The sequence below is a fragment of the Paenibacillus guangzhouensis genome, from assembly GCF_009363075.1.
GTDB lineage: Bacteria > Bacillota > Bacilli > Paenibacillales > Paenibacillaceae > Paenibacillus_K > Paenibacillus_K guangzhouensis.
Genome location: NZ_CP045293.1, coordinates 6022725 through 6037476, shown reverse-complemented (window position 1 = coordinate 6037476; position 14752 = coordinate 6022725). Strand labels below are relative to the sequence as shown.

Here is a 14752-nt window from a genome sequence, read left to right as displayed (position 1 = left end):
ATTTAACAATTATTTCACTAGTATTTCATACAGCATCGTCGAGAATTCAGCCCGGCTCGCCGCTACATCCGGCTTAAAAGAACCATTACTGTACCCCTTCAGAAATCCGCGTGATTTCATTTGACTCAGCATGGGAGCAGCCCAATGATTCACACTCACGTCTGTAAAGGGACTCTTCGAATTTGCTCTCGGCTTCTCTTTCATCGCATTTCCGATCATGACGGCCATCTCCGCGCGCGTCACAAATCGATTCGGTGCAAAGCTGCCATCTTGATATCCATGAACAATCCCTGCACCTGCGGCTTTGGCAATATCAGCGTAAGCCCAGTGCTTCACATTCACATCGCGGTATTGAACAGGGTTCGCTGCTTTGAATTTATAGGCCTTGCTTAAGATGGACACAGCCTCTGCTCGTGTAATACCACGATCGGGCTCAAAGCGATAGCCTTCATACCCGCCGATCCAGCGCCGCTCCGTTAAGGCAGTAATCGCTGGAACCGCCCAGTGGCCTTCGATATCACGAAAACCGGCGACGAGCGTCTCTGCGTGCATTTTAAACTGATAATATTGACTATTGAACATTTGATTGGTGGACAATCGTACGAGATACGTACCCGGCTCCATGATCCTCGCTGATTTGAGCGACGTATTGCCTGAGCTATTCGACATCTTAAATAATGCCTTCTGCTTGCGATCATAGACACTCATGGTCACCACCCGGTTCGAGGGAATACCTCGAACACTTAGCTCCACATAACTCTTCTGGTCCACACGATATTCGAACCAATCCACGTCCGCATCTGATCCGAATACCCCCATATAATCCGTATCCGATACTGCTGTGACCGCTTGATAACTCTTGTCATTCGGCTCATTCGGATCCGTATACTGTGTTACGTATTGAATAGATAGCTTATATTCTGCCGCAACAGCGCTTGCTTTGGGCGAAATCGCATTATAGACCCGGATATAGTATTGACCTGGTTTACTATCCATCATCGTAATACTCTCACTGTCCGAGCTATCCTCACTGAAGGAATCTATCGTTAACTTCTCCATGCCCGGTCCGATGATATCCATCGCAGGATCTATCCGGGCTGAATCGCTATCGAGCTTAAATCTTAACGTCCCTTGAGCGTTCACACGGAACACGAACCAATCTTCATCGCTATCTTGATGGAAAGTCCCAACGACCTCCTGACTTCGCGATGGCAGTGTAAAAGCTTGGTACTGCTTATTGTTATGCTCGTATGGATCGCTGTAGATCGTAAATCTTGATGTCAATTTATACGTGACAGGTGTTTTGGATTTCATATTCGTTAACTTGAACTGCAATACATTTTTGCCTTTCTTCACGGGGATCTGTGTCTTTGTGTTCGTCAGGCTTGCAACTTTGGTCCCTCCGGCTTTAGTCGCAGTATAATAGGTTAATTGCAGCGGTGTTCCACCTTGAATGAGCTGCGTCTGGATTGTTAATGTCCCATCATAAGGAGCATTCACATAGAACCAGTCTTCGTCCTCCCCCTGCAATACAGCAGACATGGAAGTATCAATCGGAAACGCCTTCGCGATCTCACGACTTCCGTTATCCTCGTAAATATCCTCCTTTGGCTTCATCGTCAATGCTCGATCTGCTCGGAGCAATCCATACCCCGTTTTCGCATCCCATCCCATCGTTCCAAGGTCCTGTGCCGACTGGCGTATTAAATTTCGTATCTGGTACGGCTTCATGTCCGGATATTTAGACCAGATCATCGCAGCGACAGCTGCTACCTGCGGCGCGGCCATCGAGGTACCCTCATCATAGGTGTAGCCCCCGCCAAGCGCTGTCGTATAGACCTTCCAAGGTGCAACAATATCCACTTCTGGACCATAGTTCGAACGAGGCTCTGCCGTCTTCAAATCCGCTGTCCCACCGACAGCAATCACCTCAGGGTAGGCCGCAGGATATTTCACGGCGACTTTACCAGCTAACTCTGCAGCGTCGTTGCCCGTTGCGGCGATCAGGAGCACCCCTTTGCTCTCGGCATATTGCACGATTTGCTGCATATACGTCGAATAGCGATACAAGCCTACGGATAGCACAACGATTTTCACATCATGCTCAACCGCATAGACAATCCCTTCCCCGAGCTTATCTTCATCACCCGAACCTGAGGAATCCAGCGCCTTAATCGGCATGACTCTTGCATTCCATAATATGCCACTAACGCCCAATCGGTTATTCCCGACAGCGCCAATCACACCGGCAACGCTTGTCCCATGCCCATTATCATCCTGAGGGAGCTGACTGGGCTTAATCAGGTTCACACCATCCACAAGATTGTCCTGCAAATCGGGATGCTTCAAATCAACCCCTGTATCCACGACCCCAATGGTTAGCTTGGTATTGCCCGTCACTTGCTCCCAGGCCGAGTCCGCATGAATCTGGCGCAAAAATTTCTGTGTCTCATAGCTGCTATCATTCGGCGCTCTAAGCACGGATACTGGATTGTTCGGTTGAACATATTCAACTTCCGCTGATTCCCTCGCCCGCGCGAGCCAAGCCATCGGCTCAACATCCTGCTTCAATCGCAGCACATAGACATTTAGAGCTTCCTGCTTGCTTAGTATTTCTGTATCTTGTAATAGACCCTGATCTTGGACTTGCCCCTTCCATTTCACGATCCAGGACTTTGGTTGCTCCTCTTTTTGCTGCTCTTCATGTTGTTCTTCATGCTGTTCTTTATGTTGTTCTGCAGTCGTATTCTCCATACGATCCACGGTATGGATCTGCATCGGTTCTGCCTTCGCCGCCATCATTCCTACGGGCACGATCATGTACTGCAGCAGCAGAATACACATCCCGATGACGACATAGCGATATCTTAATCGTTTCATTGCTTCTCCTATTCTTCCTTCCATTTACCTATGCCATCTTCACTCTTAGATAGGTACCTCTATTTCTTCGATACGTGCCGCCTGATCCCCTTTAACTTTGTCAAAGAATGTATCTGGTAAAATAACCCCACCCGAAAACGAATTAATTCTTTACAAGTATAAAAAGCCTTCCGCGAAGGAAGGCTCTTTCTCTTCAATATGATATCGGCTAACTTCCTGCTCGAATGAATAAATCAAACGATAGGGCAAAAAATTTGTTGATCACATCCAGCACCGTATTCGGCATAACCCCGAGGTAGGCCGTTGCAGCAACACAGATCCAGACCGTAATCCCGAGTGGTGCAGGGAAGCGGATAGACGGCATTTCACCCACGGAACGCATATACATTTGGCGAATAATACCGAAGTAATAGTAGAGTGAAATGACACTGGTGATGATCATGATTGCAGCAATCCAATACGCTTTCATTTGCGCCGCACCAAGAACAATGAACAACTTCCCGATAAATCCGCCTGTGAGCGGAATTCCCGCAAAGGATAAGAGCAGAATCGTCATAGCCACGGCTGTAAAAGGAGCACGGTAATACAAGCCCGCGAACCCGCTAACCTCATCATGTCCCGCATCCCGACTCACGATCATCACCACCGCGAAGGCACCGATATTCATGAACAGGTATGCAATCAGATAGAAAGCGAACTCAGAGAAATTCGAGACGTGCAGCGGTGTCATCGATAGCCCGATAGGTACGAGCAAATACCCTGCGTTAGCAACGCCGGACAGAGCAAGCAACCGTTTGACATTCCGCTGACGAAGTGCTGCCGTATTCCCGATGACCATAGCAATGGCCGCCACGATCAGGAGTGTCAGCATCACATCGCCGCTAATATACATGTACTCTTGGCTCGCAAGCGGGAAAAATACGTTATAGACGATCCGGAACAAGATCGCAAACCCTGCCGCCTTTGATACAACCGCGAGGAACGCAGTAACCGGCGTCGGCGCACCCTGATACACATCCGGCGCCCATACGTGGAACGGAGCAACTGCAATTTTGAACCCGAAACCTCCGAGCATCAAGAAGAAGCTAACATAGATTAAGACCTTGAAATCAGCTAAATGCTGCGACAACATCTGTGCAATTGTGGCAAGATCCGTTGATCCTGACATCCCGTAGAGGAAAGACATCCCGTACAAGATAAAGGCCGAAGAGATACTGCCAAGCACGACATATTTGAAAGCACTCTCATTGGATTTAAGATCGTTCTTCTTCAGCGCGACAAGCACATAGGAAGTGATACTGAGCAATTCAAGTCCAACGTAGAGCGTAATAAGGTCTCCAGAGGATGCCATCATCATCGCACCGAGAACCGCAGGCAATAATAAGTAGTAATATTCACCCTTATGCGGAATCTCTTCCTCACGAATCGATCCTAGACTCATAAAGATAATAAGTGCCGTACCGCTTAAGAAAATGATTTTCAGCAGATTCGCAAAATCATCCACCCGGTAGCTCTGACCCAGAAGATGCAGTGCCTGAGCTGCCGAAGCCGACTCTGCCCCGCTGCTCATATCGATCATCCGCCAGACAACAAACCCAAGGGAGATGAGTACTGCTATTAAGGAGAATGCGCCTAGCCCATCACGATTGATTCTTTTCGGCAAGAATAAATCTATCAGAGATAGGAGTATTGCCGCGATGACCAATGTTAATTCCGGTGCTAAGGTGGCAAGATCGGCCCATTGCAGCGGCGTAATTGTTTCAGTTGGATTCATGGGACTAACCTCCTACCTTGATGAATTGTAGAAATTGGTCAAAGCTGTGCTGCAGCGGATCAACGAGTACCGTAGGGTAGACGCCGAGCAATACGATCAAGGCAGTCAATGCGATCATCGGAATGGCCTCAATTAGACGAGCATCGCGGATCCCGATATAACGATCTTCCATCGGACCATAGGTGATGCCTAGCACCCCTCGCAGAACGTAGACAGCGCCGAGAATAATCCCCAGTGCCCCGACTACCGCAACGACTTTCATCGTACTGAACAATCCGAGGAAGGAGAGGAATTCGCCGACGAATCCCGATAGTCCCGGCAATCCTAAAGACGCAAGACCGGCAATAAGCAGGATGCCGCTCATGAAAGGCACACTTCGTGCAAGTCCGCCCAGCTCATCCAGCTGCGTCGTACGTGTCCGTTCATACAGACTACCGACGATCAAGAAGAACAGGGCCGAGATAAATCCGTGCGAGATCATCTGATACATCGCGCCTTGCAGACCAACTTCATTCAGTGCCGAAAGTCCTAGAAGCACAACGCCCATATGGCTGATACTCGAATATGCTAGTACAAGCTTGAACTCTCGTTGGACGAGTGCGAGCACGGCACCATATAGAATATTGACAACCCCGAGAATCGCTAGCGTCGTTGACCACGATTCCGCTTGGTGCGGGAATAAGAATAGTCCGAACCGAATGAGACCGTACGCACCCATCTTGAGCAGAATACCCGAGTGAATCATAACGACAGCTGGAGGCGCTTCATTATGGACCTTGAGCATCCACGTATGGAATGGGAAGAATGGAAGCTTAATACCGAATGCGACGAGCAGCAAGACGAATATCGTCGTCTGCATGCCTTCCGACATATAGAAAGCATTGGTCATTTGTTCCGGCTTCATATTGACATAGGAGTTCGGGTCCAGCAGGTTCTGCATAATCGTCGATAAGCTGCCGGAATACATATAATGCCCTTGCGCATTCGCAGCTGTATCGGCCGTGAATCCCGCGGTTGCAATTAATAATGTAAATGCAATCAGCATAAGTGCCGAGCCGAATCCGTTATAGATCAAGAACTTGTTCGCCGCGCGTTCGCGGCCGCCGTAACCCCAAATCCCGATTAAGAAGTACGTCGCGACCAAGGTGACTTCGAAGAACAAGAAGAACAAGAACAAGTCTCTTGCCATGAATACGCCGAACATGCCCACTTCAAGAAGCAAGAATAAAATAAAGTACATTTTCGTCCGCTTCTTAATATGGAACGACGCAAGCGCAGCCATGACGCTCACGATCGCCGTCAGAAGGACGAGCAGAAGCGAGATGCCGTCAACGGCTAGATGATAATTAAATTGAATGCTGTACGATGCAAATTGATCGGCCATGAACTCTTTGTTCAGCGCGATATGGATCCATCGTACATTCTCTTCATAGGCCGTGCCCTTCGTACTATAATCGTAAGCTGCGTACAGCCATATGGTGAGACCTAGTGTGAGCACCGTCGAAGCGATGGCAATCACTTTCATCGCTCTGCTCTTCTCTTGCGGCATGAATAATAAAATGAGTACCCCGAGCAGCGGAGACAAGGCGATGAGCGTAAGAATCGGAAAATTCGCAATCATCTACCATAACCTCCTTCCGACAATCGCCAAGATCAGAATGACGCAACCGAGCAGCGTAATCAATCCATAAGTCTGTACCTGGCCGTTCTGCATCCGCGTCGAAGTCCGTCCTGTCAGGACGGTTAATCCCGCAACGCCGCGAACGACGCCATCCACGATCCATTGATCGAAGGCAGTGAGCGCGACGCCAATCGCACGCAGTGGAGTTACAATAATAACTTGATAGAGCTCATCGATATAATATTTATTCGCGAGCAATTTGGTAAGCCATGGTGCACTGGCTGTAATAGCATCGCGCGAGATCGATTTTTTGCGATAAATGAGCCATCCGAGCCCGATCCCCAGCAAGCCGACGATCGTCGATAGGATCATCACGATCACATTGGCATGTTCTTCTGTCTCCGTACCTTCGAGCCAAGTTCCGAACCAGCTATTGAACGGTGTAAAGACGAACCCTGCTACGACAGCCAGAATCGCGAGCAGCACGAGCGGAATCGTCATCGTCGCTGGTGATTCATGCGCATCCTTGGCAGCTTCTGATTTACCTGTGAAGACCAAGAAGAACAGTCTCGACATATAGAATGCGGTGAAGAATGCAGCAATGATTCCAACAACGAATAACCCTTTGTGGCCTTCCCACGCTGCGGTCAGAATCGCATCCTTCGACCAGAACCCGGAGAATGGCGGAACACCGGATAAGGCTAATGCGCCAATGCCGAATGTCCAAGCCGTGATCTTCATTTTGGAGCCTAGGCCTCCCATTTCGTTCACATCCTGTTTGTTCACCGCATGGATCACACTGCCTGCGCCAAGGAACAAGAGTGCTTTGAAGAACGCGTGCGTGAACAAGTGGAACATCCCTGCCGTAACGGACCCAATACCAAGCGCCATCATCATATACCCGAGCTGACTGACTGTCGAGTAGGCAAGAATCCGTTTGATATCGTTCTGTGCAATCCCGATCGTCGCAGCGAAGATCGCTGTGAACCCGCCGACATAGGCGACGACCTCCATCGCTGCCGGTGAAGCATGGAATACCTCGAAGGTTCTTGCAACCAAGTACACGCCCGCTGCAACCATCGTTGCGGCATGGATCAATGCACTGATCGGGGTAGGACCTTCCATGGCGTCCGGCAGCCACGTATGTAATGGGAATTGTCCGGATTTACCCATCGCGCCGACGAAGATCAGAATGGCAATCAGCGTTGAGATCCCTGCACTAATACCCGCCGCAGCCATCACATCGGGTTGCGTGAACACATTATGAATGGAGGCGAAATCCAGTGCGTGATCCGGCATGTAGACGTACAGCAGCAGGATCGCGATGAAAAGCCCGACATCCCCAATCCGTGTGACGATAAAAGCTTTCTTCGCGGCTGCTTTGGCTGCAGGTTTCTGATACCAGAACCCGACCAAGAGGAAGGAACAGACCCCTACAAGCTCCCAGAAGATATACAATTCTAATACATTCGATGAAATAACCAACCCCAACATGGAGAAGGTAAACAGAGAGACGTAGGCGAAGAAAATATTAATCCGGTCATCGCCCTTCATATATCCTCTCGAATAGATATTCACGAGTAAGCTGACGAACGTCACGATCATAAGCATCAGCGCATTCAGATTCGTGACTTCGAACCCGACCGTTAAGTGTACGTCGCCGAACCTTATCCAATCCATATTTTTCGTATAGTCCTCTGCCTGACCGCCGATCCGCTCGATTCCTATGAGCAAGGCATAGATGAAAGATGCGAGCGTAAATAGAATACTGATCCATCCACCGACCTCTTTCATCTGCCGTCCCAGTGCCGTTAGAATTAGGAAGGCGATCAGCGGGAGGATCGGAACGACAAAGGCATATTGCGAGTAGACAAATTCCATTGCATTTCCTCCTATTGGTTATCGCTTCATCTCATTGAATTCATCCACATTCGCTGTTCCCTTATTCCGGTATAACGCGATGAGGATCGCGATACCGATCGCAGCTTCCGCAGCGGCAATCGAGATGTTAAAGAGCGAGAAGATCTGGCCCTTCAGTCCTGGAACAACCCCATATTTCGAAAATGCGACGAGATTCAAGTTCACCGCATTCAGCATCAATTCAATGGATAATAGGACGACAACAGCGCTCCGTTTCGTTAATGCACCGTACAGACCAAGGCAGAACAAAATGGCAGCGAGCATCAGATACGACCCTAACATTCCGCTCATCTTAGTCCTCCTCCCTTTTGGCGATCACGATTGCCCCGATAAACGCAACCGTGAGCAGCACCGACATCAGCTCAAATGGGATAACATGCTCCGTATAGAGCAGCTTCCCGATCTCTAGCGTATTATTCTGCGGAGGATCCCAAGTTGCTGCAGGCAGCTCCGTTACGCGAATGGCGTAGAACAATAATCCGAACAACGCTAGACATCCTACCGCTGTTATAGCCTCGTGCCACGGTCTGCGGAGCTCCTCATCCTTCTGATCATGGCGCGTCATCATAATGCCGAAGATCATGAGGATGGAGATGGCTCCTGCATAGATGAGCACTTGGACGAAGGCAACAAATTCCGCGTTTAGTAGCACGTACATCCCTGCCAGCCCGATAAAAGCAAATGCGAGCGAGACCACCATATGAATGACTTTATTGAAGCTAAGCATTAAGACCGCGCCGGCGATAATGCATACGGCGAGGATGAAGAAGGCGACATATTCGCCTGTCAGCTGGAAGCTCAAATTAAACATCTTTCTTGACGCCCCCCCTCGTCGTCATCGCCGAGTTATTCTCCTTACGAATATTGTTGTTGTTCTCGTACAACCACTCTTTATTCTTGAATAGATCATCACGGCTATAGGCTGCAAGCTCGAAATTATTCGTCATGACGACAGCTTCCGTCGGACAGACTTCGGTACATAGATCACAGAGAATGCAGAGCTCGAAGTTGATGTCGAACGTGTCGATCACTTTCCCTTTCTTCTCGGGATCCGGATTCGGTTTACCCGTCAGCGTCAGACATTCTGTCGGACAGATTCTCGCACACTGATTGCACACGATGCATTTCTCCGGATCAAAATACTGAATTCCACGAAAGCGATCCGGCATTTCGAGCGGTACATCCGGGTATTTATATGTTACTTTTTTGGCGGTCATCGTCTTGAACGTGACACCCAGCCCTTTAAGTAATCCCTTCATCGGTACTCTCCCCTTCTATTTGATGAATAGTTCCATGTAGATGGCCGTCACGAACACATTCAGGAGCGATAGCGGGAGCAGTACTTTCCAGCCGAAGCTCATAAGCTGATCCACACGAATCCGCGGCATCGTCGCACGCAGCCAGAACAAGAAGAACACGCAAAATGCGAATTTCAAAATGAACCAGATGATGCCCGGAATGAATGTAAGGAACGGAAGCGGCGCATGCCATCCACCGAGGAATAGAACCGTCGTTAATGCTGCAATTGCAAACATATAGACATACTCTGCCAGCATGAAGAATGCGAATCGGAAACCACTATATTCGACGTGATACCCTGCAACGAGCTCAGACTCTGCTTCAGGTAAATCGAATGGCGTCCGGTTTAGCTCGGAGACCGCTGCGATAATGAAGACAACGAATCCAATGATTTGCGGCAGGAAGTTCCACTGCCAGAAGGCATCCCCTTGGCCATTCACGATCGTGCGGAGGCTTAAGCTGCCACTGGTCATAATGACACCGACAATGGAAATGACGAGCGGGATCTCGTAACTAATCATCTGCGCAGCGGAACGCATCCCACCGAGCAAGGAGTATTTGTTATTGGAAGCCCAGCCGCCGAGAATAATCCCAATCGTCGAAATACAAGATAATGCACCGTAGTATAACAATCCGACATTCAAGTCGGTAAAATATAACGAATCCGTATAAGGAATGACGACCAATACCGCAAAAGCAGGTACATACGTAATCACCGGAGCGAGGATGAATAGCCAACGGTCCGCCGCGCGAGGAATGGTATCCTCTTTCATCAGCAACTTCATAATATCAGCAACCGTCTGGAACAATCCGAAAGGGCCTACGCGGTTCGGACCGATCCGACCTTGCATCCATCCAATGACTTTGCGTTCGTAGTAGATGGCATAGGTTACGAACCCTAATACAATGAATAGAAAAACTACACTCCAGGCTAGAAATATAGCAAAATTCGTCCAAGTTAACGACTCTTGCAACCAAGCGCCCATTAACAGTCAACCTCCCCAACGACGATATCGACGCCGCCCAGAATCGTAATGAGGTTCGTCATGGTCTCCCCGACGAGCAGCTTCGGTAAAATCTGCAGATTCACGAAGGAAGGGCGTCTGAACTTCAAGCGATACGGTTCTGCTTTCCCTTTCGAGACGATATAAGCACCGATCTCACCACGTGGCGATTCGATGCGCGCATAGATCTCGCCTGCCGGCGGACGAATGACACGTGGAACTTTGCCCATAATCTCGCCGTCCTTCGGGAATTGTTCAATCGCTTGCTCTAGGATACGCAGTGTTTGTCTCATCTCTTCCATCCGAATGACATAGCGGTCATAGCAATCGCCATTGGTACCGAGCGGGACATCGAAATCGAACCGATCGTAGATGCTGTACGGCTCATTTTTCCGCAGATCCCAATTCACTCCGGTACACCGTAAGTTCGCTCCGCTTAATCCATAATCAATCGCCGTCTGAGCATCATACTTGCCGACCCCGATAATTCGCTGTAGGAAGATCTCGTTCCCACTGACCAGGTTGTCATACTCGACGAGCTTCTTCTTCATGTAAGGAATGAACTCGCGCACCTTATCGATCCAGCTATCCGATGCATCCCACTTCACACCGCCTACACGCATATAGTTATAAGTTAGACGAGCCCCGCACAGTTCATTGAACAAATCGATGATAATCTCGCGATCCCGGAAAGCATATAGGAAAGGGCTCATTGCGCCAATATCCAGCAAGTAGGTTCCCCACCATACCATGTGGCTCGCGAGACGCTGCAGCTCCATCACGATCAGTCTTAGATATTCCGCACGCTCAGGGATTTCGAGCTGCATCATTTTCTCTACCGCATGCACCAGCACATAGTTATTCGTCATGGCAGACACGTAATCCATACGGTCGGTATAAGGGATAATCTGCGTATAGTTCAAATCCTCAGCCAGCTTCTCTGTCCCCCGGTGGAGATAGCCCATAACAGGTGTGGCTTCCTTAATCACTTCGCCATCCAATTTCACGACGATCCGAAATACGCCATGGGTACTGGGATGCTGCGGTCCTACGTTCAATAGAAGTTCTTCTGTCCGAATCACGCGTGATTACACCTCCGAATCTAGCGGTACATAGTCTTTGCGCAGTGGATGCCCCACCCAATCGTCGGACATCATAATGCGGCGCAAATCGGGATGACCCGGAAAAGCGATACCAAGTAAGTCATAGATTTCACGCTCATTCCAATTGGCCGTTTGCCAAATCGGTGTCACCGAATCGACGGACGGCTGATCACGATCCGTCTTCACACGAATGCAATATTCGTGCTGCGTCGCGATGGATACCATATGATAGACCACTTCCATATGCGTCTCATGGTCGGTACCCGACACATTCCGAAGGTAGTCGCATTGAAATTCCGGGTCATGCTTGAGCAGCTCTGCACTCTTGTACCAATGCTCATTCTTAAGCGTCAGCGTCGGAAGATGGTTGTTGTTCTCGTTAATCGAGGACTCTTCCACCACGTCTTCTGCTATTTTCTCTTTGAGAATCGCAATGGCACGGTCTAAGCGAGGCTGGTTATAGGAAGGCTCCTTCGGCGCAGCTTCAGCGGCCTCCGCTTCTTCCTTCGCTTTGGCTCTGGCTGCTCTTGCTTCTGCTGCTGCCTTGGCTTTCGCTTCCTTCTCTTCGTCCGTCAGCACCTTACGCTCAGGCTTCGCTTCAGCAGCACCTTCCGCTGCCGGTGCATCTCCGCCACCTGCGTCGGCTTTTGCGCGTTCGCGTGCCGCACGTGCCTCCGCTGCCGCTTGAATCTTCGCCTCGCGCTCCTCCGGCGTCATGATCTTACGTTCCGGTTTCGCAGCTGCAGTGCCATCCGTAGATGCTTCCGCCGCAGGCGCCTCCGTCGTATCTGTTTCCGCCTTTGCCGGTGCTTCACCGGCTGCTTCTGCCTTCGCACGTTCTCGCGCTTCTCTTGCTTCTGCTGCAGCCTTGATCTTCGCTTCGCGTTCCTCCGGCGTCATGATCTTGCGTTCCGGTTTATCAGGCTTTACGTCCTGCTCGTCGCTCATCGGTTCGTCACCTGCTTCCCGGTCTTCGCTTCATATCGAATCTTCTCTTGTAATTTATTAATCCCGTAGATTAATGCAGCCGGGTTCGGCGGGCAGCCCGGGATGTAGACATCGACTGGTACGATCTGATCCACACCTTTCATGACGGCATAAGATTTCACATAAGGACCGCCTGCGGTTGCGCAAGACCCCATCGCAATAACCCATTTCGGTTCAGGCATTTGATCGTATAGACGACGCAATAAAGGACCCATTTTCTTCGTTACTGTCCCTGCCACGATCATCACGTCAGATTGACGAGGCGATGTGCGGAATATAACGCCAAATCGGTCCAAATCATAGTGGGAGGCTCCCGTTCCCATCATTTCAATCGCACAACATGCAAGCCCGAAGGTAAGCGGCCAGAGCGAGTTGCTTCGCGCCCACGCCTTCAATTGTTCCAGTGTTCCCATGAATACATTTCGTTCTAGCTCCTGACGTTCCTCAGGACTGATTGATTCTAAATTGAGTTCCATTTGAGCACCTTCTTCTTCCAAGCGTATATGAGCCCCACAAGCAACAATGCGACAAAAATCAGCATCTCAACAAGTACGAAGAGTCCAAGCTGATTATACGCAACGGCCCACGGGTAAAGAAACACGGTCTCCACATCGAAAATAACAAACATCAGAGCAAACAGGTAATAACGGATATTAAATCGTACCTGCCCTACCCCTACCGGCTCATTCCCACTTTCATAGGTTGTTTGCTTGATTTCGGTAGGTTTGCTAGGTCTTAGAAATCTTCCCACTGTAAGCGCTACCACTGGTAACAAAATCCCCAGCACAATGAAGATCGCTACAATGACATAGTTATTCGAGTACTCCATGTCCTCCCTCGCCTCCGTTCACCACTATATAATTTTGTTATACAAAATGAAAAAAACTGTAATAAACCCGTAACAATTATAACAAAACCTACCAATGTCGTCTATCCAAAACCTGGGTTTTCATTTGTAGTTTTCGACGTATTTTTTAGCGTGTCTAACAACCCATGTACTTGCTATATATGACGGAGAAGACATGTAAATTCGTGAAGAGTTTGTGACGGAAATGTATTGTGGCAAGTGGATGGAGATGAACATGTAGTGGGGGAACGCAGGTGTATCGGTTTCCATCGCTGTTGAAATCAGGAAATGTGATTGGATGAGTTATGGTGTTTTCCCGATTTCAAAGGCGAACGCTCCGCTCTCCAACCGATACACCAGCTTTTCCTTGTGCATTTTCATCTCCATCGCCTGCCTCACCCCTTTCATCACAAAGGGGTAGGACAGCAAGAGCCCCGTTATAGCCATAGGCCTAAACGGGGCTCCCTTCGGAAATGCAGCATGCCAGTCCCTTGAGAACTCGAATTCATTCTTTTCTCGGTTAACACTTGCTCTATGTTGCCCGCAAAGTGTCGTAACGAACCGTATTGAGCTTATTCGCCTTCAAAGCGAACTTTTTTCGCTCTTACGGTTCCAGTTAGAAAATCAAAACGCAAATTTTAGCACGAATAAGCGCTCATGGATTCGTTAGCCGTCGGCTATACACAGTTAACGAGCCGTTAGCTCCCAACGAAGCTCCACACCTATTTTGGGTTTTTGTAAACAGCCCATTTCCTCTAGGTCAAGTGTCACTAATCCTGTATAGACATAAGATGAATTATTCAAATAGTGAAAGGAGATATACAATGAATCAAGAAAAGTATAGTGTTCAAGGGTCTCAACAAAGGGATCCCGATCCACAACCCTATTCACATCAAGGTCATGAACACATGCATCATCCCCATTTTCATACTCAAAGTCACCCACAGGGTCATCACTTCGTCCATCATCACCATCATTACCATTATCATCATATAATGAGAGACCAAAATACTTCTCAAAGATAGTATTTGAAAATATGATAACTGGCGAGAAGAATGCTTCTGGTTCAACACGCTCGCAAATCATGACGTAAAGTAGGGACGCTGGATTAGTCATAGGCCAAGACGGTCGTACCGGGACGCTCCTTGCACACATTAGCTCCACTCCCGCCATACGCCGATCTTTCCACCCATCCGCTTTGACGAAACTAAACCCCGACGCATGCAAGCAGAAAAAGCCTGATCCAACGTGCCAACCAGCACGTTGAATCAGGCTTTTTCATAGCGCTCCACCCACCACCCCAACCTAAACCCGCGC

Annotated in this window: 14 protein-coding genes; all 14 read right to left on the bottom strand. The window is 49.1% G+C overall.

Going from position 1 to position 14752, the window contains the following annotated elements; all coding sequences use genetic code 11:
* Positions 1-9 precede the first annotated feature (9 nt).
* A complete protein-coding gene (locus GCU39_RS27215) occupies positions 10-2880 on the bottom strand; it encodes a S8 family peptidase (protein ID WP_152396335.1) in 2871 nt (956 codons plus the stop codon).
* Between the two features lie 208 nt (positions 2881-3088).
* Entirely contained in the window at positions 3089-4654 is a 1566-nt protein-coding gene (locus GCU39_RS27210) for an NADH-quinone oxidoreductase subunit N (RefSeq protein ID WP_152396334.1), read from the bottom strand.
* Positions 4655-4658: 4 nt separating this feature from the next.
* On the bottom strand, positions 4659-6275 hold the full coding sequence (locus GCU39_RS27205) for a complex I subunit 4 family protein (RefSeq protein WP_152396333.1): 1617 nt from the start codon (positions 6273-6275) through the stop codon (positions 4659-4661).
* Positions 6276-8156 (bottom strand): NADH-quinone oxidoreductase subunit L, encoded by a 1881-nt coding sequence (gene nuoL, locus GCU39_RS27200; RefSeq protein WP_152396332.1) that lies wholly within the window; start codon positions 8154-8156, stop codon positions 6276-6278. It abuts the gene before it with no gap.
* Positions 8157-8174: 18 nt separating this feature from the next.
* The gene (gene nuoK / locus GCU39_RS27195) at positions 8175-8486 is read right to left on the bottom strand and encodes an NADH-quinone oxidoreductase subunit NuoK (RefSeq protein WP_018754711.1); all 312 of its coding nucleotides are present in this window, start codon (positions 8484-8486) and stop codon (positions 8175-8177) included.
* 1 nt (position 8487) lies between these two features.
* A complete protein-coding gene (locus GCU39_RS27190) occupies positions 8488-9006 on the bottom strand; it encodes an NADH-quinone oxidoreductase subunit J (protein ID WP_152396331.1) in 519 nt (172 codons plus the stop codon).
* Entirely contained in the window at positions 8999-9454 is a 456-nt protein-coding gene (nuoI, locus tag GCU39_RS27185; RefSeq protein ID WP_152396330.1) for an NADH-quinone oxidoreductase subunit NuoI, read from the bottom strand. Before nuoI ends, GCU39_RS27190 begins: the two co-directional genes overlap by 8 nt.
* A 15-nt stretch (positions 9455-9469) precedes the next feature.
* Positions 9470-10480, bottom strand: a complete 1011-nt coding sequence (gene nuoH, locus GCU39_RS27180; RefSeq protein WP_152396329.1) for an NADH-quinone oxidoreductase subunit NuoH — start codon at positions 10478-10480, stop codon at positions 9470-9472.
* Entirely contained in the window at positions 10480-11580 is a 1101-nt protein-coding gene (locus GCU39_RS27175) for an NADH-quinone oxidoreductase subunit D (protein ID WP_152396328.1), read from the bottom strand. The genes nuoH and GCU39_RS27175 overlap by 1 nt, the downstream gene beginning before the upstream one ends.
* A gap of 6 nt (positions 11581-11586) precedes the next feature.
* Positions 11587-12549 (bottom strand): NADH-quinone oxidoreductase subunit C, encoded by a 963-nt coding sequence (locus GCU39_RS27170; protein ID WP_227793357.1) that lies wholly within the window; start codon positions 12547-12549, stop codon positions 11587-11589.
* Positions 12546-13064, bottom strand: coding sequence for a NuoB/complex I 20 kDa subunit family protein (locus tag GCU39_RS27165; protein WP_152396327.1), 519 nt, complete (start codon positions 13062-13064; stop codon positions 12546-12548). The genes GCU39_RS27170 and GCU39_RS27165 overlap by 4 nt, the downstream gene beginning before the upstream one ends.
* Complete coding sequence (locus GCU39_RS27160) at positions 13049-13417, bottom strand: NADH-quinone oxidoreductase subunit A (protein WP_152396326.1); 369 nt, start codon at positions 13415-13417, stop codon at positions 13049-13051. The genes GCU39_RS27165 and GCU39_RS27160 overlap by 16 nt, the downstream gene beginning before the upstream one ends.
* A 321-nt stretch (positions 13418-13738) precedes the next feature.
* Entirely contained in the window at positions 13739-13882 is a 144-nt protein-coding gene (locus GCU39_RS31675) for a hypothetical protein (RefSeq protein ID WP_193726649.1), read from the bottom strand.
* A gap of 240 nt (positions 13883-14122) precedes the next feature.
* Entirely contained in the window at positions 14123-14551 is a 429-nt protein-coding gene (locus GCU39_RS27155; protein ID WP_152396325.1) for a hypothetical protein, read from the bottom strand.
* Positions 14552-14752: the final 201 nt, after the last annotated feature.